The following is a 21,089-nucleotide window of genomic DNA, read 5'->3' on the forward strand; positions in this document are numbered from 1 at the left end:
GAGGAACCTAGGGTTGATCAATGGTGACAGTCTTGCCGAACCCATCCCGGGCAACCACATACAATCCATCGAGATATGCGGCGGCAAACGACCCCGGCAGTGTCGTCTGCTCGGCTGCATAAGCACCAGCAGCTTTTGCATGTGCATGCGCTGCAACAACGGCACTCAAATCACTACATCCTGCCCGACGGGCTGCCCCAAGATAGGACGCCACCAACGCACCAAGTGAACATCCGGTACCAACAACCAGCGTCATCAGAGGATGCCCACCGCTGACAGTGATGGTGGTATCCCTTGACACAATCACATCCACTGCACCAGATGCGGCAACAATCCCACCGGTGATAGCTGCCAACTGTCGGGCAGCGTCAATGGCGTCGAGGGATGAATCTGTTGAATCAACACCCCGTCCACCGGCACCCACCCCAGCAAGCGCACTGATTTCTGAAGCATTACCCCGAATAGCAGTCGGAGCAAAGCGCAACAGATCTTTTGCAAATTTTGTCCGATAGCTCAACACCCCCACAGCCACCGGATCCATCACCCAAGGGCTGTGAGCTGCCGCGGCACATTCCGCCACAATGTTCATCGCCTCGAGCTGATCACCTGTAGGGTTACCCAAATTCACCAATGCGGCATCAGCGATCGCACAAAACTCGGCAGCCTCATGGGTGTTATCGCACATCGCTGGTGACGCCCCAGCTGCCAGCAGCACGTTAGCGGTAAATTGGGGCACCACCGGATTGGTTAAACATTGCACCAGGCTGCCTTGTTGACGATGAGCCGCACAAACAGTGTCGACTTCCTTTAGAAGCTCATCTCGTGAAACACTCATCAAATACTTCCGCCCCGCTCCTTAATCGATAACGGTTCCTGGCAGGAGAAGTCCCCAAACAGCAAACCGACACCTGCGGAACCAGTGCTGTGTTTGCAATGCTGCACCGAAGAAAACGAAACTGTTCCGCAGACTCAGCAACACACGTCACTGGAAGTAGAACGGTTTGCGCGAGGTGGACATCTTCCCAGGAAAATACTGTGAATTGCTGCAAGCGTAGCGAAGATAGCGGTCAGTTGGCAGTACCTAGCACCCGTGCGGGGGTAGGGTAGCGGGGGCGACGACAGCACCTGAACCAGACACGGTTCAGGGTCAGAACTGTGTTATTCCTCGCGTGGTTGGCACCCCCAACAGTATGTTCCCGCCAGGCGGACATGCTCCACAGCCGGAAAACAGGAGCACACCAGGGATCTGAAAAGGAAACAACGTGTCACCGCCAAATAAGGTGGTGGTGACACGTTGCACAAGATGGCACGCTGCAAGCAGAGTCGCCGTTAAAAGACGGTTAACCCGCGGGAACGGAAAATCTCCTTGGTGGCCCGAACCGACTCAGGTGACGGTGGTCGAACCCCCTCCAAGGTGTAATGCATATCCAACTCATGCCATTTATCCGCACCCATATTGTGGAAAGGCAGCACCTCTACGCGCTCCACACTGCTCGACCAACGCGCCACAATATCAGCGACCTGGTTGATATTGTGCTCATCGTCGGTGAGACCAGGAACGAGAACAAACCGGATCCAAATCTTTTTCCCCAGCCGAGTTAGCCGTTCCCCGAAGTCAATTGTTGGCTGCAGTTGTCTGCCAGTGACCCGCTGATAGGTTTCCTCATTGCCGCTTTTCACATCTAGCAAAAACAGATCAATATTGGCGATATCTTCATCCGACAGCCGGGAACCTAGATAGCCGGAAGTATCGATGGCGATATGGATACCAGCATCGTGGACAGCGTTGATTACCCGGCGGGTAAACGCGATTTGAAACAGCGGTTCGCCCCCGGAGATCGTCAATCCGCCGCCGGTGCGTTGGAAAATGCGTCGATATCGCAGTACTTTCGCAATAATGTCTTCAACCCGCTCTAGGGTGCCCTCTTTCATACCCATCGTGTCCGGGTTGTGACAGTATTGGCAGCGCAGCGGACAGCCAGACATAAACAAGGTCATCCGGGTGCCCGGACCGTCGACTGCAGTGACAAGTTCCCAGGAATGAACCAAGCCAACATCGCCCGTGCGTCGTGCAGCAAACAGTTCGGCGCGCTGTGCGGGATCATCAGGTTCGGCCACACTCACACCACCAATGCCGCTGGCCGCACCACGAACTTTCCGACCAACCTCGGGGGTTAGAGAAACAACGCCACTAATGCCATCGCTCATGGGTTTGGAAGCCTCCACCTAGGGAAAAGAATCTGTAAAAAAATCCTTGCCACCTCGGGTTGCAAGTGAAAGCGGCATGGATGGTTGACGAGGTGCAGCGACTTCGCCACCGCAAGCGATCCCACAGAAAAGACAACCGATGCGGTGGCGAAAATGCTACTGATTTACAGCGAGAGGGTTATGCGCCGTAGTGGAAGGTACGCGACAGCACATCTTTTTGCTGTTCCTTGGTGAGCTTGACAAAGTTCACAGCGTAGCCGGAGACACGAACAGTCAAGTTCGGGTACTTTTCCGGATTTTCCATGGCGTCTTCCAGCGTTTTGCGGTCGAGCACGTTGATGTTGGCATGGTACAACCCGGCATCCTGGTTTGATGCGGAACGCTGTGCCTTCATCGCTGCCAAACGCTCTTCGAAAGTCTTCGCGGACATGTGTTCTCCTTACAAGATAACGATTTTGTGGATGGTGATGTGATGGTTCTGCTGCAGGATACTGAATGCTTTCATCACCGAAAAGCAGTGCAGCAAGCTTGAAAATTCGCCGCCAACCAGCGCCGGGTTACTTCCTTTCTATCCCGCGGCTAGGAGGCACAAGCCTTCCTAGCCGGCACGTTGTGTGGGGGTAACCCGGCGTGGCTACAGGCGAGGCGAGGATTACAGCGAAAAACTTAGCTTTCCTCGTTCATCATAAACCCGGCGTCGAGGATTCCGACGAGGTTTTTCACCTGTTCGTCCTTTGTCCGTCCAAGACCTTCCGGGGTGATGGTGTTGGTTAGCGAGATACCGTCGAGTGCATCGTTGTAGTCGAGCTTCCCGACCGACATCATGGAAGCAACCATGCCGTGGGAGTCCATGGCGTTTTCCGGGTTCGCACCTGGGGCGAACGGGGTGCCAGCTTCGTGCCCGGAGGGGAAGGAGCCGGTGGCTTTGCCGTAGACCACATTCGAAGTGATGGTGAGCACCGATTGAGTCGGAATAGCATCCCGGTAGAGCGGAATCTGCTTGATCTTATCCATCACGGTGTGCACCACCGTGGCGGCAATATCATCGGCACGGTCATCATCGTTGCCGTAGATCGGGAAGTCACCTTCGGTGATGTAGTCGGTGATCAAGCCAGTTTCGTCACGAACTGGGGTGACCTTGGCGTACTTGATGGCGGCCAGCGAGTCGGCCACGATGGACAATCCGGCGATTCCGCAGCCCATGGTGCGAACAATCTCAGAGTCGTGCAGCGCCATCTCGACGGATTCGTAGGCATATCGGTCGTGGCAGTAGTGGATGATGTTCAGTGCCTCGACATAGGTGCCGATCACCCAGTCCAGCATGTGTTCATATTTTTCCCACACATCATCGAAGTCCAACGGGCCGTCACCGGTGACAGGCTCGTAGCCTTCCACGATCTGCTTGCCGGAAACTTCGTCCCGGCCCCCGTTAATTGCGTAGAGCAGGGCTTTTGCGGCGTTTACGCGGGCTCCGAAGAACTGCATCTGTTTACCGACTGCCATAGGGGACACACAGCAGGCAATGGCCGCATCGTCACCCCAGCGGCACCGGATTTGCGGATCGGATTCGTATTGAATCGAAGACGTTTCAATGGAGATTGCTGCACAGAACTCTTTGTATCCTTCTGGAAGTTCCGGATCCCAGAAGATGGTGATATTCGGCTCTGGTGCAGGTCCTAGATTCCGGAGGGTTTGCAGTAGACGGAACGCAGTTTTCGTCACCAGTGGGCGGCCGTCTTCGCCGAAGCCAGCATCTGACCAGGTTGCCCAGTAGGGGTCGCCAGAGAAGATCTGATCGTAGTCGATGGTGCGCAGGAACCGGACGATCCGCAATTTAATGACGAGATGGTCGATGATTTCCTGGGCGTCCGATTCGGTGATGGTACCGTTTGCCAGATCCCGCTCGAAGTAAATATCGAAAAATGGGGAGAGGCGGCCGATCGACATCGCTGCGCCGTCCTGGCTTTTCACCGATGCGAGATAGCCGAAGTATGTCCATTGGACGGCTTCTTTCGCGGTGCGGGCAGGGCCGGAGATATCAAAACCGTAACTCTGAGCCATGGCTTTGAGTTTCTTCAAGGCTTTGATCTGTTCGGAGTGCTCTTCACGGTAGCGGCACCAATGCTCGGAGAAGCCTTGGGCACCTACTGCGTGCTTAGCGGCTTCTTTGTCGGCAATGAGTTTGTCAACACCGTAGAGGGCGACGCGACGGTAGTCGCCGATAATGCGGCCACGGCCGTAGGCATCGGGCAGGCCGGTAATAATGTGGGAGGAACGTGCCGCGCGAATCCGTGGAGTGTAAATGTCAAACACGGCGTCGTTGTGGGTTTTGCGATAGCGGGTGAAGATTTTCTTGATGTCTTCGTTGACTTCTTTGCCCGCTTCGTGGATCGCGGTTTCCACCATGCGCCAGCCGCCATTGGGCATCATTGCCCGTTTCAGCGGTGTGTCGGTTTGCAGACCAACGATGACATCGTCGTCGTCGGAGATATATCCGGCCGGGAACGCATCAATGTCTGCTGGGGTGTCGGTATCGACGTCGTAGACGCGGCGACGGCGTTCTTCGGAGAGATAATGTTCTTCGAGATAATCCCACAGGTGCAGGGTTTTCTCGGTGGGGCCTGCGAGAAATGAGGCATCGCCGAGATAAGGCGTGTAGTTGCGTTGGATAAAGTCACGAACGTCAATCGTGTCGCACCATGGGCCGGGAGTGAACCCATCCCATGCTTGATCGACTGCTGGTTGCGCAATCTGAGTCATAACCGTGTATCCCTTCTTCCACCGGTGGTGACCGTGCCTTGCTGCCAAATGGTTGTTGGTGAGGCGTTGGCGGTGTGAAAGAGCTTCCTGCTGTGACGGGTCGGTGCACACGGTGAAGGGTTTCCTCTTCGATCGTGTCCCGATGAGGAGCGGCGGCGCGGCAGGGAGTTCAGTGACATCGTGGTGAGCGCCAGTCTTTTCAATGTGGCTGGCGATCCGGCGGATGAACGTGTTTGAGTTTCGTTTGTGAGTGCTGCTGCATGGATGCTGTGGAAGGGGCACCAATCACATCATTTCCAACTGGCGTGGATTGGCGATGGTGCGGCCACAAGCGGTGCAGCGCAATATCGAATTGTGTTTGTTGCGTCGCAAGCGTTATCCCACTGTGGGCATGAAAAAGCCCGCCCACCACGGTGATGCCGCTCGCGGACGCGATATCTCGTAGTGTACGCCTGACGGTGATGGGGCGTGGCATATTGCGTCCTGAAACGCGCATTGTTGTCAGACAGGTGAGTGGGGCTAGTAAGCGGCGCAATGCCCTCTGGCCTGGGAAATTAATAGGAATTTTAGGCTTCACCATGGATTATCACGGGTGTGGTTGTGATGAATTCCATATCTGTAACTCGCCTGGGGCGGGACAGATCCCCCCAATGGTGGGCAGTTTCCTGTCGTCATCAAGCGATCACAACGGAAAATTCGTTGTAATGCCCTCTATTGTGACCGGGTGTTGTCGCGACGGGTACACGGTAGGGAACTAAGCATGGCGAAGGAGGTGTCTTTGCGATGGGCGGAGGAAATCCTAGTTGTCTGATAAGTCAGGGTGTCCTGGTGAAAGTGTTCTCATAGCTGGGGGGTGCACCGGTAGTTGCAGACCCGCCCCTGCGGTAGCCGCCGCAGCCGCCAAGTTGTGCAACGTAACAAAGCACGCACCCACTACATAGTGGGCTCAGTGCCACTATGTTGTGGGTGCGTGTGGGGGTGTACAGCAGCTATGTTTCGTCCGCAGACGGACAGATCGCTGCTAATAGCATTGGGTGAACAATTATTGCTGCTTCTTCGATTCCCGTCGATCGGGCAGTGCAAACTGGGTATTGTCTTTCAGCTCGATGATGGCATCGGGTTGATCAGCGATCTCTTCCAGCTTCTCCAGTGCAGTGCGGGCATGGAGCTGCTGACGGGTCGTGGTGAGCTGCCACCGCTTTGAGGAGAGCACATTGAGACCCCAGGAGGCGATTGCGGTGACCCGGTTGCGGAAACCGACAATAAACATCAGGTGCACAGCGAGCCACAGCACCCAACCAATAAAGCCGGTGACTTCAATCTTGCCCATTTTCACTACGGCGCTAAACCGAGACACGGTCGCCATGGATCCCTTGTCATAGTAGGAGAATGGCTTGCGCTGTTCAGGGGTTTGACCATTGTTGTGCTCATCAAGGATAGCCTGTGCCGCGTAGCGACCACCTTGAATAGCAACCTGCGCCACACCGGGCAGATTTTGGTAGCTCATCATGTCGCCGATGACGAAAATTTCTGGGTGATCGCCGACAGTGAGATCCGGGTTGACAGGAACCCGCCCTGCCCGGTCGACTTCAACGCCACACTGGTCGGCAATGAGCTTGCCCAGTGGGGAAGCTGCCACACCCGCAGACCAAATCTTGCAATAACTTGGCAGGGTTTCTTCGGTGTCGTCCACGGTCGACTTGTAGGTGACGCCATGTTCGTTGACATCGGTGACGATCGCGTTGAGTTTTACGGTGACACCAATTTTCTCGAGCTGCTTTTGCGCATTTTTGCCCAACCGTTTGCCGAATGGGGGAAGCACCTGTGGGGCGCCGTCTAACAGGACGATCCGCGCAGATGACGGATCGATATGCGAGTATTCCCCTTGCAGGGTGCGGTGTGCCATTTCGGCGAGCTGCCCGGCCAGTTCCACACCGGTGGGGCCGGCGCCAACAACGACGAAAGTAAGCAGTCGTTTGAGCTCTTCAGGATCGTCGCAAAGCTCGGCGCGTTCGAAGGCGCCGATAATTCGCGCCCGCAATTCGAGGGCGTCGTCGATGGTTTTCATCCCCGGCGCGTACCGGGCGAAGTGATCATTGCCGAAGTAGGACTGTCCAGCGCCGGCAGCCACGATGAGATGATCGTAGGTGTAGGTGCGGACAAAGTCGCCAAGCTCGGTGGTGACGGTACGGGCGTCGACATCGATGTCGCGTACTTCACCTTTGACTACATGTACATTGTCTTCACCTTTAAGGATCTGCCGGGTTGCCGGGGCGATTTCCCCGCTAGAAAGCAGACCGGTTGCTACTTGGTAGAGCAGCGGCTGGAAGAGGTGATGGTTGGTGCGGTCGATGAGGGTGACATCCACATCATCATCTTTTAAGGCGTTGACGGCGAATAGGCCGCCAAATCCGGCACCGATCACGACGACATGTGGGCGGGTTCCGGTGGGCCTAAAGGGTTTATCAACCATGACTGGTCTTTGCTCCTAGCGTTGATGCGGACAGTCGTTTGCGGCCTGAATATTGGCAGTGTGCCGCTCACCCTGAAAGAGTAAGCGGTGTCTGGTAAGTCCGGCTGGAATGACCATCTGCGAACTACTACACTGCGGTGGCCGGTGTGGGTGCTTATTGTAATAAACAGTTGTATAGATCACTAAATGTGTTGATCCGGCTGCCGAATTCGGTGCGGGTGATGAGTTCAGACAGCGCCCAGACGGCCTGTGCGTGGCCGTTGGCGCGGGTTTCAACCACACAGTTCGGCAGCGTGTCACGCCTGCCCCCACTGTGCCCGCAAGAGGGCGTCTGAGTGGTCGATATCGACCACCAGCAGATTCGACAACGCCGGTGGGGTGGCTTCGAGGTAGCGGCGAGTCGGTGCCGATTCGCGCTACATGCGGTAGATGCCCTTGATGAGTGCATCGGTCGGCAGCGGGCGTTCGGGAAGCTAGATCGAGTCGAATTGCTCGAGAGTCGGTGGCGTTGGCTGCATGAACGAAACACACCACGATTTTTCAATCTACGGCGCGAAGCCAAGCCAGATGTTTCCCTGATTTCTCCGGGAATCAGGGGGGTAAATAAACACTTCTGCGACCGCGTAGCGGTCTCCTTTACGCCCGCCCCCTGCCCTCCGAACCGGCCCATGACCGACAGTAAAACCCCAGGACGGCAGCTCTAGTGCAAGAGGTGTGTTCAAGATTCCTGGCCAGCACTGACCGTAGGAAGAAACGCAGGTGAGGGGGCATGACTGGCAAAGTTTTTGGGCGCTCGCTCCAGAAGTTTCTCCCCCCAGTACCTTTACGGCTCTCGACCGGGCTTCAGGACGCTTGCCGGGTGCGCTCGTGCGGGTGGCTGGTGTAGCGCGTTGCGCTCGCGTTCGGGGCGCGTGGTGCGTGCGGAAATTTTTTTGCTCCGTGGGCGTGTCGGCGTGTGCCAGTTCTGCGTGGCGCGTGGTCGGTGCGCTCGTGTCCGGTTGGTCGGGTGCTTTGCTTTCACTCACAGCCCCGAAAAATCGGGCTTGCACGATCCACGCAACGCGCGTGGCGCGTTCCGCGGGGAAAACGGGAGGGGTTGGGTGCTCTTAAAGCGTCAGAGGGGCTACGGATGCGGCGTGCGGGTGCTGCGGCTTCGTGGTCGATGTGTGGGCGGGAAAAATCGCCCACTGTGGGGCACCTCTAGCGGTCGGGGGTTGCTCCCCGCGACCGCGTGAAAAATCGGGGGTTTGGCTACACACAGTAGGCATTATTAATGAAAACCGTTGAAAACGGTGTTTGGACGGCGCACCACGCGGTGCCGTGCGGGCACTGTGTGGGGGTTGGTTGGTGCGAGAAAAACGGCTGCGTTTTTACCCGCAGACGTGGCGCTTATCGGGTGTGCTTTGTGTGCGTGTGGGTGGGTTGTTTGTGGGGTGGAAAACGCGGCGGTTGTGCTGTGGTTGTGGAGTGGATTCGAGCGTCCAGAAGCGGGGTCGCACTAAGAGTGCATACTGTGTATGTCCTAGCGTTACGTTACGTTTGGTTTCGTTTGTTCGTTGCCGGTCGGTTTCGTGGGAGAGGTTGGTGTGTGCTGTGGTGTTGGGTGAGCGTGTGGTGTGTGGAGGGCAGGTGCCTGCTCCGGTGCGTGCCGGTGGCAGGCGGCGGATGTAGTGCTCGGATGCGTGTCGGCAAAAGGCGTACCGGCAACGCAGGCAGGTGTACGTCGATGCGTTAGAGCGCGGCGAGCCAGCACCCGTGCCGGCATCGCGGGTGGGGGTTGCGAGCAGATCGCTGCGCGCACGTCAGAACGATGCGCAGCAACGGTTCCGCGCAACAGTCGCAGCAGCAACCGCAGGCGGCGCTGACAGTGTCGCAGGACCCACGGAAGGGCGCACAGACGCCCAAGGGGCACAGGAGGGCGCACGCGCGCCCGCAGGGGCGTGTAGCGCGTGTTGGGAGCGTGTGCGGGAGGTTGAGCAACTGCAGCGGCGCGTGGGGGTGCAGCAGGTGCGTATCAGACAGTTGGAGGGGTTTCTGGATGCGTTGCGTGTGCCTGCGGATGCGGACATCGATGATGTGCTGTGGGCGCGCGAGATCATCGCGCATGGGATGGTGATCGCGCTGAAGCAGGCAATCGAGATGGGCATGCAGGTGCGGCCTGACGATCCGTTTCTTGTGGATGTTGTGTCGTTGGCGGACATGGTCAAGCCCACGCGCCAACACGGGGTTGGGCGTGGGCTATTCGGCGGCGGGCAACGCAAACGCAAGAAGAAACGCAAGCGGTAAAGGCAGAAGTTTATTTCACTCTTCCCTTGAGGAAATCGTTTCTAACCTTGAATGCGTATGCCAACATTACTGCTAGCGCTATGAGCGCTGTGATGATGTTTCCGGTAGGGCTATGCGCGCCATAGGCAATAAGGAAGAACCCAATCGCAAAAGCCACGGTCTTTATCAGAAATCCTTTGCCTAGCCTTTGGGTGGCATAGATGGCGCAGAAGACTAGCAAGAGGAGACTGATGGCCATTCCGAAAATGCTTGAGAAATCATGCACCGTTATGGATTCTTGTCCCGTTGCGACCTTAGCTCCCGATATTGATAGATTGGTGACGAGAGACAAGGAAAACATGAGGGATAGCTGAAGCTTCCCTAGGGATTCCGTTTGTTTTCGATTCATGTCTATCTGCTAGCAGTAGCCGTAGGTGAGCGGTGGGTAGTCCTTCTGGAGCCCGATGCGAACTCCGCGGTTGGTCGCAACTGCGGAGATGATGTATCCAGCCGTGACTCCAAGTGAAGCGGCACCGGCAACCGACAGGATAAATCCCAGGACGGTGTAATTTCCGAACTGTCGAAAGTTACCGTGCGCTCGTCCTGCTGGGTCGGGAGTGCGTTGGCGGCGGGGATGGAGAAGCCGCCAACGAAAGTCGCAAGTGCCACTGCGGCAGCAGCTACTTTCTTCATGTGGTGGATCCTTCCTCTAGTAGAAGAAGTCTTACGTCACATGCTGGCATGTCGCACGTCACATGTCAGGCGCCTACTGAAAGGAAGGTGATTTTCACCCCATTAAGGGTTGGGTTTGCCTTACATGTTCCGTTAGGCGGCTTGTTCTGCTTGGAGGTAGCGGTTGAGTGCTTCGCGGATGATTTCGAGGATGCTGCGGTTTTCGCGGAGTGCTTGGGCTTCGAGGGCTTCGGGGGCGTCGATGATGTGGAGGACCCATGCGTATGCGCCTGGGGTGCCGCTTGTGAGATCGAGGTTTTCTACGGGGTAGCCGTGCTCGTAGGTGGCTGCGAGTGCTTCGAGTTGTTCGTCTGTATATTCCATTGGGTTAGATCCTTCCCTGTCGTCGTGCGCGGTTGATGAGTTGCTTGCTTTCATAGCGTGGAAGATGGCGGTCTCGCCGGCGAGTTTGTCCTGGGTGTAGATGATTTCGATGTACGGGATGCTGCTGCCGAGTCCTACGAGGATGACCTTGAGGGGGCTGTTGCGTTCGGTGAACTCGTAGATGGGGTGCGCGAAGGCTTTCGTGATCTCTTAACTGCTGAGTCCGTGTTTGAGTGCGGAGTTGAGGATGCGCATGAAGCTACGTCCTGCCCTCTAGCTGTCGGCGATGTCAGTGAGGTGGTTGGTGAGTGCTTGGGTGACGATGTCTTGGACTTTGAGACCGTTCTCAAAGGCGTAGGTCTTGACCTGTCGGTGCATCTGCTCGGGGATGCGAGCGTTCAAGGGTTTGAGTGCCGGTGGGGTGGCTTCGGCACGCTTGCGTTCGTCTAGTAGTGCTGTGAGAAGATCGGCGCGTGATGCGGAGGGGGTAGCTCGCCGAGGAGATCGTGGTGAGCTTCGAGGAGTTGGGCGAACTCGTCGCCGTTTTTGCGGGTGCGTTTCGGGGTCTGATTAGTAGCCATGTCGCCATGCTCGCACATGGACACACCGCTAAAAAGATATGCAGCTACAAGGAAACGTAGACAGCGTGACACGTTGCAAGGTTGCTAGCAAGCTAGCGTGATAGGTGTAGAAAAACGTCACCATGCAACACAGTGACGTTAGGGTGTAGAGGGTTGTTTAGCTGGCTTTTTTCTTTGGTCGGCCGCGTTTTCGGTTGTCGACCTCTGGGGGGAGTTACCCGGCTTGGCGGGCTTCTTTGACGTAGCAGTGGACGGTGCCAACGCTGCCTTCTAGCTCGTCTGCAATGGCGGTCATGGTCATGCCTTGAAGGAGTAAACGCTTGACTGCAGCCCGTTTCTCATCGGCGCGTGCGAGGAAAACTTCTCTGGGTGCACAGGTCCATCTTTGGGCGGTGCGAGGGTGCATACCTAGCTTTTCTGCTAGCTCTCGTGCAGTGCGTCCGTGTCTGGGATATCGGGCGTAAACGGTTTTGGGGAGTTCGTGTTCGGTGCTCATGCTTCGCTCCAGATCTGCTCTGTTTGTGCTCGATGGCTTTCGCCGGATGCGCGTCCGCCTTTGCGTCCGCGTGCGGATTGGATGTTGATGAAGTTGGCTTCGTAGACGGCTGCGCCGTCACGCCACATGCGGAACTTGGTGATGATCCACCGCGTGATTGAGCGGGCGATCTGCTCTGCTTCGGCAACGGGGAGGGGTCGGCAAAGCCTGCGTTGAGTTCGTGGAGATGGCAGGAGATCGCACACGCTAGTTCTTCGGGATCGTCGAAGTGGTGGCGGATTTCCCGGTATGCCCAGGTGCGTGCGGTTTCGAAGATGTAGCAGTTTCGTCCCAGCCGGACTGGGTTTTTCCGTCGTGTGCGTCGCCAGGACTTGGGCGGCAGCACGCCGATACTGTCCAGCCATGCTGCTAGTTCATCGAGGGTGTGCAGCTCGTCGGTGATCCAGTGCGCGTCCCAGTCGGTGTGGAGTGGATTGTTCGTCATCAGCCCGGAATAGGACTTATCGCCGTCTACTGACCGGCGTAGTCCCTCGGCCACAGACGCGGCATAGGCGACTGCTGTGCCGGTCACACTAGCCACCCCCGGGTGGGAGGGGATGAGGGTGGGGGAAGCTGCTGGCTGTGGCTCGTGTGCCGCGGTGTTTGGGTGGTGGCTGCCCAATTGATCAGTGGGGAAGAAGCATAGTGGGGGCGCATGTTTTTGCATCGTTAGCTGCGTGGCAGCACCATGTGTGGGCTTGACGCCGCTACAGTACGGACAGTTTGATGCTGCCGTGTGCAGGTGACGATATGGCTGTTGTGGTCAGGAGTGTTTGGCCATGTAGTCCGTGGTGTCGATGCCTGGGATGGCGTGGTGAGGTTCAGCAATGTTTTGGAGGTGTCGTGGTGGATCGTCAAATACCTGCGCATGTGCGCCATCTTGATCCGCTGCAATGGCCAGCGTTGGTAACTGTTCCGGCGACACCGCGGATTGCTGCAGCCGCCCGGCGGGAAGAGTCAAAATTTGCTGACTTGTGTGATTTGGCAGCGATTGCTCTAGTTACCGCCCCACCTGTGGTTTCGGATCCGGTGTCGCCTGTGGGCAGTGCCACAGCGGTGAGTGTGGCGCAGTATCTTCGCCTTGCCGGGCAGAATACTGTGGCAGCGGAGGTGTCGAATCCTGGTGAGTCATTGGAACACAGTGTTGACTGGTCGACCGGCGATGGGATAGCCGAGCGGCATGCGGGTTCTCGTCGTGGCCAGTCATGGTTTCACCGGCTGCGCCGGTCGCCGAAACCGCGACCGGCGACACCAACGAATTCGGTGAAGGCGCTGTTGTCGGGCAAACAGCCGACCAATGAACGTGGCGAACCGGTGGAACTGTTTCCACTGACAGTGCATGTTGCCTATGAGGAATTGTTTTACCGGTTGGCGGATGCCGGCTGGGTGGGTCTCGGGGAGGCCTACGCGGCGGGCGAGTTTTACGTCGATAATGTGGCCGAGTTTCTCGCCCGGTTGATTGCGCTGCAATATGCCCCCGGCAAAGGGTCAAAGGTGGCAAAGGCGCCGGCTGGCTCGTGGGATGGTGCCGAACTGCCGGTGGCTGTTGCTGCTGCCTGTAGCGGCGGCGGTGGCATGGTTGCCCCGATTTATTCCTCCGGGGTGCCGACCACAGTGCGGGCGCCGCTGCCGACCGCTCGCCGCAGGGCAGGGCAAGCCCGGTTTATTGATCGAACCACTATTACCGCACCGGTGGCTGTAGAGGCCGATGATGTGCGGTTTGCTAGCCGGCGTGGGGCGCAGGCACTTGCCCGCCTGGCCGGGGTGCATCCCGGATCGGATGTGCTTGACTGGCCAGCGATCGCCCCAACTATGGCACAGGTGTTGCTCGACTTGGGGGCGACGGTGGATGCCATCACCGCTGATCCGCTGATGGCCGATTGGCTGGAACGTGCTGTTGGCACAGCACACTTGTCTGGGCGTTTCCAAGTTATCACCGCAGACGAGCCTTATCCATCCAACCAAGGCCGCTATGATCATCTCATCTCAGTTGGACGACTGGAGCGGCTTAGTACGGGCGAACAGCGCACCATGGCACAGACTATGGCGAAACTGCTCAGCCCCAGCGGAACGGCCGCAATCCAGGCACAAGTGGTTACTGACACGTTTAGCAGCACAGCACAGCAGGCACAGCGGCTGCTGCACTATTATCTGTATCCGAATTCTTCGCCGCTCACAGTCGGCGGACTCGTGGACACCATCGAATCTGTGACTGATCTACGCACCCGGGCGATCACCCACATCGGCAGCCATTTAGAAACCACAGCGGCAATTTATCGCAGTAACCTGCTTGCCCAAGCAGACATGTTGGCCGCACACGGTATCGATGAAGTAACGCGTCGCATGATGGACTATGTGCTTGCCCTGCAGCAGGCGCTCGCCGCCTTGGAAATGCTGGATGTGGTACAACTGCAGCTCACCCACCAGCGGCAACCCCGCTAATTTTCCCTGCCCAATGGCCACCGGGCAGCTGTGACGAAGCGGTGGGCGCGAATTGTAGGGGATCCGGCAATTCGGCACTGATTCTTGAAACACCCACACCTGTAGATCTTCCCGGCTGTGCGGGACAGCCAACGCCCATCATCAACTCCCAGTTGAACTAGTTGGTCACGGTCACCACAGCGAGGCTCCCAGGCCCACCAGCTATTAAGTATCCTGTCGGGGGCTGCTGTGTGCGGCCTTGTCGGCCGCCGACACCGCTCGCTGACGGGCTGCGGCCGACCGTGGATGGGCGCTGTGGCGATCAATATGGCGGCGTTGATATTCGCGGGTTTTCTTCGTCGCCGCCTTCTTCTTCACCAACATGTAGCGATAGGTGGCCGCACCGAGCTTCAACCCCAGCGGCAACAACACGGTGAGCATCCCGGCAAGAATGAACACGTGGAGAAATTCCTGCACAATCGGGATTTCGCCCACCATATATCCCAGCAAGACAAACCCGGCACCCCACAAAATAGAACCAATAATCGAATACACCGTAAACAATCGATGATTCATGTGTGCAATGCCCGCCGTTAGAGGTGTTAATGTGCGCACCACCCCAACAAATCGGGCAAACAACACCGTCACCGGTCCGTAGCGGGCGAAAAATTCATTCGTCCGTTGCACCGCATCCGGCCCCATCCAGCCGACCGCCTTCGCCGACAATATCCGCCGCCCCACCCGGCGGCCAAGCAGATACCCCACCTGATCACCGGCAGCTGCGGCGGCCGGAATCACCACCAGCAGCGCCCACAGGGGAGCGATCGGCGGCTCATTATGCGCCATAATCCCAGCAGTAAACAGCAGCGTGTCACCGGGAAAAATAAACCCAATCAACACCCCGGTTTCCATGAAAATAATCGCGCAAATTCCCAGCAGTCCAAACGATGTCAACAAAGTATCGACGTCAAACATCGACGGGCTCCTTACAAGCGTGAACATGGCGATCAATACTGGCTTGGCGCAATAGCACATCCGTTACCGGGGAAGTGATCCACTTCACCTTCCCCGGTGCCAGTCACCAGTCTAGCGTGTGCATGCACACCGTGAACGCACCGCCAACGAAAGCTGCATATTACGAGCTCATCAGCGGTCGTGAGGCGCGTTCAAGCAGACAGGCAATCGACTGATATGGTTTGCCGGCAATCATCTCCAAACCCATCTCGCAGGTTCGGTTATCAGACACAAAATACTCAAACCCATCATTGAGGCTGTCACGCTCCTCCCGGGTTGCGGACTCCACCAACTCCGGATGCAGCAGCACCCGGTCGCCAGCAGTACCACAACACCGCGCCCCATCCGGAATCACCGCTGAGGTAGTGACCCGCTGTGCGAGCCGCAGCAGGGCATCGTCAATGCCCATATGCATCGTCGAACAGGTTGGATGCACGACAGTGTTGCCAAGCGTCGTCGTAATCGGCAGATGATCAATGACTTCCCGCTCCAGCCATTGCACCACATCCAACACTTCCACCTTGGCAAACCTGGCTGCCAGCTGCGGATCATAGTTGTGCAGTTTCGTTCGCACCTGACCGACCAGCCCGTGCGTACAGCTGGCCGCATCGATAATCACCGGCAGCTCGCCTTCATTGGTGAACTCCAGCAGGGCAGTGACCATCTTCGAGGCTGCATGATAAAACCCATCCGTATAGCCCTTTGACGACCACGGTGTGCCACAACACAGTCCGGTGAGATGGTCTGGAATCCACACCGGTGCCCCGGAACGTCGACCAAGCTCCACAATGGCCTGCGGCACCGTCAACTGGTCACGCGCCGCCCCGTGAGGATTACCAAAAATACGGTTAATACATGCCGGCACATAGACGGCAGTAGCACCCTCTCGGGTAGTGGATGGTAACTGGGCAGGAGCAGCCTGCGGCAATGGTCCTGGCACCGTCGGCAGCAAATCTTTACTAATAACCGTTCGACCAGCATCGGCGGCAGCCTGCAGCAGGCCAAATCCAACCGTGGAACCCACCCGCGAGGCTGCCATCATCGACGCCCGGGCAGCTTTCTCCACGAGGTCATAATGTTTCGCAGTATGTAACGCTGCAGACTGGGTGGCCTGATTATGCTGCTTTTCTCGCAGCTTTTTCATCAGCGCACCGGTATCGATCGACACCGGACAGGCAATAGCGCAGGATGCATCCGCCGCACACAACTGCACCGCATCATAGTCGTATTCCTCCTGCAGCTGCCGCAAAACCGGGCTGCCCTCCGGCTGGCGGGACATTTCCCGCCGCAAAGCGATACGATGCCGCGGCGTGACCGACACATGTCGTGAAGGGCACACCGGTTCACACATGCCGCATTCCACACAGTCAGCGATTTCCTCCTCAACAATGGGGAAGGACTTTAACCCTTGCAAATGAATCTGTTGATTCCGCGTCAGCTTCACATCTGGCGCGAGCAGCAGCGCCGGATCGATGAGCTCTTTCACCCGCCAAAACAGTTCGTAGGCCTGCGATCCCCATTCATATTCCACGAACGGCGCCATATTCACCCCGGTGCCGTGTTCGGCTTTCAGGGAACCGCCAAAGTCTTCGATAACGAGCTTGGCTAGCGCCTCGATAAACTTTGCATAATTTTCTTTCTCTGCTGGCACATCGAGCTTTGGGGCGATAAAGAAGTGCAGATTTCCGAATGTCGCATGCCCCATCACGGTTGCATCAAACCCATATTCGCGCAGCAAATCCACCAACGCCGCGGATCCTTCGCCAACCTTCGCCGGAGGGAAACACACATCCTCAGTGATCATCGTTGACCCTTGCCGGCGTAATTTACCGACAAGGCCAAACAACCCGGAGCGGATCTGCCATGCACCCCGCATCGCCTGGGGATCGGTGAAAAACGATAACGGTTCAAGCAGCGTCGCTGCAGCAAGCACCTCGTGCACCTTATCGATTTGTGCAGCCAGCCCCTCTTGCGTGGTAGCGCCGAGCTCCAAAAGCAGAGCACCTGCCTCGTCGGGCATGTCAGCCCACGATTCGCGAGCATCACGGAAGTTGCCGATGGCTTCTTTCATCATCGGTGCCACCAGCAGCTCACAAGCGGTGGCGCCAGCAGCTACCAGTGGTGCCACATAGTTTGCGGCCGCTTTCACATCTGGGAGGATCAGCCAAGCGCAAGCCTTATATTTTGGCACCGGTACTGTGCGCATTACCACCTCGGTGAGGCAGCCGAAAATACCTTCTGAACCGACAAGCAGTTTCAACAGGATTCGTTCGGGGGAGTCCTCGTCCAAAAACGCGTCTAGCCGCAGCCCATTCGTGTTACGGATAGCGAATTTTTCCCGCAGCATTGTCACCAGCGCTGCATCGCTGCGAATCTCATCGCGCAACTGCAACAATCCGGCAACGAGTCTGGGTTCTGCTGTGGTCAATTTCGCCGCCGCTTGAGGATCACGAGTGTCGACAATTGTGCCGCTTGGCAATACAAAGACAGCATCTTCTAAGCAGTGATAGGAGTCTTGTTCGACCGTACAGCGCATCCCACCGGAATTATCTGCCACGATGCCACCTAAACATGCCACCGTGGTTGATCCCGGGTCAGGTCCTAGCATGTATCCGTGTCGGCCTAGGACTGCCTGCGCATCCCCAAGCACCACCCCTGGTCGGCTCCACAGTCGTTTCCCGCCATCTAACACCTTCATGCCGGTGAAATGGGTTTTTACATCCACCATGACATCCTTCGCCATGGCTTGACCGTTCAGTGATGAACCACCAGCCCGGAATACCAGCTTGCGATCATTGCGTTTCGCCCAGCGCATGATGGCAGATAAGTCTTGCGCATTGCGTGGTTTCACGACCACCTGGGGGACTGCCCGATAGGGGGATCCATCCGAGGCGTAGCGAACAACGTCAGAGATTCGTCCGGCAACATTGCATTGACCAACAATAGCCGCCAAATCGGCGATGGTTTGCGGATCGGCGCCGGATGCGCGGTCATCAGCCACACGATCAGGTTGAGCAGTCGCACCAGCTGGGCGACCATATTGTTCAGGGGTTGCACTTGCAATTTTTTTCATAAACCGATCGTACGACCGTGGCGATACCGGGAATGCCAACCTGTCGTGACTACCCCCAGATGTGGGACGCAGAGGACGCTGCGTTCCCGTCGAAGCCCCAGGATCGCATAGTTGAAAATCGTAGAGTTAATGCTTGCAAAAAATTCGAAAACCGTTGCTTTACCTGCTGTAACAGTTAAATTTTCCGGCCTTCCAAAAGGTTAGTGAAAGCTTATTTTATTTCTTGCAATCGAAGGGGAGTGGCGTAAATAGTTCAAAACGGTATGCCAAGATCCAGGCTGGCAAGAACGCACAAAGCGACACTGATCAGCCCGCTGCGGTTCGGCTTGCAGCTCATCTGTCAAGTGGCGCGAGCACATGGTCGAATCCGTCCAGGATAGTCGACGCTCAGACCATCACAGTGGCATGTCGAACTCGCGGCTGATGATTCGTGAGCAAGTTCGATATTGATGATGTGGACTGGTTTGTCGGCGCAAAGCTGAAAGATCCTTGCCCGCTTGAGCAATGCAAGCATCGCACCGGCATCGTCGTGGGCAGTCGTGTCAGTGTGCGCCAAGAGTAGCGGAATATGGGGATGTGTTTGGATCACGAACGTTGAGGTAGGTGAGATGACTCATCCGCAGAATGTCATAATGTACATTATCGGACACTAAGATATATGGGCTGTGTACCGCGCTGCTCGCGCCGACGGCGATTAGCCACTTAGACCTGGGTGCTATGAACGAACATTGTGGATGCACTAACCTTCCGCTGTATAGGTGTCGCATCTCCCGGCTCCGCGTAATCTGGGTTGGTCAGCGTTTGGATGCTGCCTCCAAATTGGATCTTGCTTATTCGCCATCCCTTGGGTTGGCGACACCATCGCCGCTGATCTCGCCTCGGCGATGCATCTGAGACTGCTTGTGTGCCATGTTGACGCGACGGTCAGTCTGTGGGTTTGAAAACACAGATGAGCGAATGGTTGCCTCTTGTCGGGAAATTCACATAGCCACTTCTGGCTCCGGTGGCGGCCCTAGCGTGAAGTGTGCGCATAATGACAGAGCACCCCATTTACGTCACCTGTGACGTAAATGGGGTGGAAAATGGGATCGACAGCAGCTACCTGAAACGGCCAAACTCTGGAATAAAGCCGCACGATCCGCACTAGCGGGTTTGCTTCCAAGCAGTCCACAACTGAAACGCAGTCAGGAAGAAAAAGACAACAGCTACACCAACAAGCAGCCACATGTGGTGATATGCCACAATCGCTGCAAACACCAACAGCACCACAAGACGCAGTACCAAATACGGCATCATCTTCTCAGTCATAGAATTCCCAATCCTGCGTGCGGCAACGGGTGTACCGTGTGTTGCTGACCCGCCACCAACTATTGTGCAACTTTCTCCATGTCGAGGCGAATATTGAGCTCGCCTTCCTCAGCAATAGTTGCTGCCACAAACTCAGGAGTTTTCACATTGTAATCGAGCCGGTTGACCGGCAATGTCGAATACATCAACACCCGCTTGCCGGTGCGCACTACAGTAAACACAGGTTCAACAGTGTGCGTCACGCCATGCAACGTCAGCTCACCAGGAATAGTGACCTCAGCCGGTGTGCCATCCTCTGGCAGTGCGGAAAGATCAACAGGCTCAGTCGTGTGGAACTCTGCGGTCGGATAAGTGTCAGTGTGCAGAATCTTCATTGCCACATTGATATCGCGTTTTTTCACATCGGTGCGCAATGAGGTCGCATCAACCACTAAGTCTGCACTTTGGAGCCGCTCATTGGCCACAACAACTGTCCCGTCGACAGCATAAGTTGAACCCGATGTAGCCTTCCTTGTACCCGGAAGTACCTCGTGGAACGTAAAACCCACCTGGGTGGAATTCCGGCCAGAACCAGGCACGATTTTCCAGGTGCCATCCAAATCGGTGGATGCTGGGCGGGCGTCATCGATATCTAACGCTTCAGCTTTTACCCCGGTGGAGGTTGCCAGGGTATATACCGTAGGTCCTACGCTTACCAACGCGATAACGACAATCGCGATGACCATGAGGATCACAAAAGGTTTATTGATTGTTGACCGCATAAGTTTCCACAGTAGGTGAAAAACTTCCCCGTGTCGCATTCCCCCACCGTCGTCTGCCCCCGAGATATGGGCAAAGCGCGTTGGCTGGACTCCCTTACACGTCGGTATCCCGGATCCGCAGGCGCTCAATGTTTTCAGCTAAAACCACAAGCTCAGCACACATTTCTGCAATCTCAGCATACGGTGCCCGTTCAGCGGCGGCGGTGTGAATATCTTCTGCTGCGCAGCGCAGCTGAAACAACTGATCGCTGAAAATACTCGCCCGTTCTTGGGTAATGATGACAGCGTCACTAGGTATTTGGGTGCCGGTCACATTGACCCGCTGCTCGTAGGCGCGTTGCCGACACGAGTGCGAACAGTATTTTCGGGGTCGACCACGCCCGCCGGCGATAATTGGCTTTGCACACCAAGCGCACTGCGCCTGTTGTTGCCCATGCTTCCGAGTGATCACATCATTATTGTTCCAACTTCTTGCCTCATCTACCAGTTACTGTCTGTTACTTACCCCACTTAAAGGCCTTTAGCGGATGCTGTGTTCGGCGCAACGTGACGCTTCAATGCTGCTGACTTCTTCTTCCCATAGTGCAAATGGGAAGGCTCTGTACACGGTGGTGGGAACAAAACACGGTCTCTT

The 21,089-nt window shown here is 56.6% G+C and carries 18 protein-coding genes; 5 read left to right on the forward strand and 13 right to left on the reverse strand.

Features of this window, described 5'->3' with window-relative positions:
- Positions 1 to 7: 7 nt before the first annotated feature.
- The 4 genes from thiM to CCHOA_RS05095 all read right to left on the reverse strand — a co-directional run bounded on the left by thiM (position 8) and on the right by CCHOA_RS05095 (position 4,968).
- Complete coding sequence (thiM, locus tag CCHOA_RS05080; RefSeq protein ID WP_123927725.1) at positions 8 to 835, reverse strand: hydroxyethylthiazole kinase; 828 nt, start codon at positions 833 to 835, stop codon at positions 8 to 10.
- A 494-nt stretch (positions 836 to 1,329) separates the two neighbouring features.
- Positions 1,330 to 2,208: a pyruvate formate-lyase-activating protein gene (gene pflA / locus CCHOA_RS05085; RefSeq protein ID WP_123927728.1), complete on the reverse strand. Its 879-nt coding sequence runs from the start codon at positions 2,206 to 2,208 to the stop codon at positions 1,330 to 1,332.
- Positions 2,209 to 2,386: 178 nt separating this feature from the next.
- Entirely contained in the window at positions 2,387 to 2,638 is a 252-nt protein-coding gene (grcA2, locus tag CCHOA_RS05090) for an autonomous glycyl radical cofactor GrcA2 (protein ID WP_123927731.1), read from the reverse strand.
- 236 nt (positions 2,639 to 2,874) lie between these two features.
- The gene (locus CCHOA_RS05095; protein WP_123927734.1) at positions 2,875 to 4,968 is read right to left on the reverse strand and encodes a pyruvate formate lyase family protein; all 2,094 of its coding nucleotides are present in this window, start codon (positions 4,966 to 4,968) and stop codon (positions 2,875 to 2,877) included.
- A 316-nt stretch (positions 4,969 to 5,284) separates the two neighbouring features.
- Here CCHOA_RS05095 and CCHOA_RS11030 point away from each other — a divergent pair, with 316 nt between their 5' ends.
- Entirely contained in the window at positions 5,285 to 5,413 is a 129-nt protein-coding gene (locus CCHOA_RS11030) for a hypothetical protein (protein ID WP_281273291.1), read from the forward strand.
- Between the two features lie 597 nt (positions 5,414 to 6,010).
- On the opposite strand, the gene CCHOA_RS05100 is transcribed toward CCHOA_RS11030, so the two are convergent.
- On the reverse strand, positions 6,011 to 7,441 hold the full coding sequence (locus CCHOA_RS05100; protein WP_123927737.1) for an NAD(P)/FAD-dependent oxidoreductase: 1,431 nt from the start codon (positions 7,439 to 7,441) through the stop codon (positions 6,011 to 6,013).
- Between the two features lie 1,962 nt (positions 7,442 to 9,403).
- Here CCHOA_RS05100 and CCHOA_RS05105 point away from each other — a divergent pair.
- Positions 9,404 to 9,727, forward strand: a complete 324-nt coding sequence (locus CCHOA_RS05105) for a hypothetical protein (RefSeq protein WP_123927740.1) — start codon at positions 9,404 to 9,406, stop codon at positions 9,725 to 9,727.
- Between the two features lie 804 nt (positions 9,728 to 10,531).
- Here CCHOA_RS05105 and CCHOA_RS05110 read toward each other — a convergent pair.
- On the reverse strand, positions 10,532 to 10,762 hold the full coding sequence (locus CCHOA_RS05110; protein WP_123927743.1) for a hypothetical protein: 231 nt from the start codon (positions 10,760 to 10,762) through the stop codon (positions 10,532 to 10,534).
- A gap of 57 nt (positions 10,763 to 10,819) precedes the next feature.
- Between CCHOA_RS05110 and CCHOA_RS05115 the strand changes: the two genes are divergently transcribed.
- Complete coding sequence (locus CCHOA_RS05115) at positions 10,820 to 11,212, forward strand: hypothetical protein (RefSeq protein WP_123927746.1); 393 nt, start codon at positions 10,820 to 10,822, stop codon at positions 11,210 to 11,212.
- Here the strand turns inward: CCHOA_RS05115 and CCHOA_RS11035 are convergent.
- Both CCHOA_RS11035 and CCHOA_RS11195 read right to left on the reverse strand, forming a co-directional pair.
- The gene (locus tag CCHOA_RS11035; protein ID WP_281273292.1) at positions 11,209 to 11,343 is read right to left on the reverse strand and encodes a hypothetical protein; all 135 of its coding nucleotides are present in this window, start codon (positions 11,341 to 11,343) and stop codon (positions 11,209 to 11,211) included. The two genes, CCHOA_RS05115 and CCHOA_RS11035, sit on opposite strands and share 4 nt — an antisense overlap.
- A 338-nt stretch (positions 11,344 to 11,681) precedes the next feature.
- The gene (locus CCHOA_RS11195) at positions 11,682 to 12,545 is read right to left on the reverse strand and encodes a replication initiation protein (protein ID WP_377739722.1); all 864 of its coding nucleotides are present in this window, start codon (positions 12,543 to 12,545) and stop codon (positions 11,682 to 11,684) included.
- 176 nt (positions 12,546 to 12,721) lie between these two features.
- On the opposite strand from CCHOA_RS11195, the gene CCHOA_RS05125 reads away from it, so the two are divergent.
- Positions 12,722 to 14,320, forward strand: coding sequence for an SAM-dependent methyltransferase (locus CCHOA_RS05125; protein WP_164472395.1), 1,599 nt, complete (start codon positions 12,722 to 12,724; stop codon positions 14,318 to 14,320).
- A gap of 204 nt (positions 14,321 to 14,524) precedes the next feature.
- Here CCHOA_RS05125 and CCHOA_RS05130 read toward each other — a convergent pair whose 3' ends face one another.
- Both CCHOA_RS05130 and CCHOA_RS05135 read right to left on the reverse strand, forming a co-directional pair.
- The gene (locus CCHOA_RS05130) at positions 14,525 to 15,274 is read right to left on the reverse strand and encodes a DedA family protein (protein WP_123927752.1); all 750 of its coding nucleotides are present in this window, start codon (positions 15,272 to 15,274) and stop codon (positions 14,525 to 14,527) included.
- A gap of 160 nt (positions 15,275 to 15,434) precedes the next feature.
- Positions 15,435 to 18,386 carry an FAD-binding and (Fe-S)-binding domain-containing protein gene (locus tag CCHOA_RS05135; protein WP_123927755.1) on the reverse strand — a complete coding sequence of 984 codons (2,952 nt, stop codon included), beginning with the start codon at positions 18,384 to 18,386 and terminating at the stop codon, positions 15,435 to 15,437.
- A gap of 430 nt (positions 18,387 to 18,816) precedes the next feature.
- Between CCHOA_RS05135 and CCHOA_RS11040 the strand changes: the two genes are divergently transcribed.
- Entirely contained in the window at positions 18,817 to 18,948 is a 132-nt protein-coding gene (locus CCHOA_RS11040; RefSeq protein WP_281273293.1) for a hypothetical protein, read from the forward strand.
- 581 nt (positions 18,949 to 19,529) lie between these two features.
- Here the strand turns inward: CCHOA_RS11040 and CCHOA_RS10665 are convergent.
- The 3 genes from CCHOA_RS10665 to CCHOA_RS05145 all read right to left on the reverse strand — a co-directional run bounded on the left by CCHOA_RS10665 (position 19,530) and on the right by CCHOA_RS05145 (position 20,906).
- The gene (locus tag CCHOA_RS10665) at positions 19,530 to 19,694 is read right to left on the reverse strand and encodes a hypothetical protein (RefSeq protein WP_164472396.1); all 165 of its coding nucleotides are present in this window, start codon (positions 19,692 to 19,694) and stop codon (positions 19,530 to 19,532) included.
- A gap of 59 nt (positions 19,695 to 19,753) precedes the next feature.
- A complete protein-coding gene (locus CCHOA_RS05140) occupies positions 19,754 to 20,455 on the reverse strand; it encodes a YceI family protein (protein ID WP_123927758.1) in 702 nt (233 codons plus the stop codon).
- A gap of 94 nt (positions 20,456 to 20,549) precedes the next feature.
- Positions 20,550 to 20,906, reverse strand: coding sequence for a hypothetical protein (locus tag CCHOA_RS05145; protein WP_245992202.1), 357 nt, complete (start codon positions 20,904 to 20,906; stop codon positions 20,550 to 20,552).
- Positions 20,907 to 21,089 lie beyond the last annotated feature (183 nt).

Source organism: Corynebacterium choanae (assembly GCF_003813965.1).
In the GTDB taxonomy this organism is placed as follows: domain Bacteria; phylum Actinomycetota; class Actinomycetes; order Mycobacteriales; family Mycobacteriaceae; genus Corynebacterium; species Corynebacterium choanae.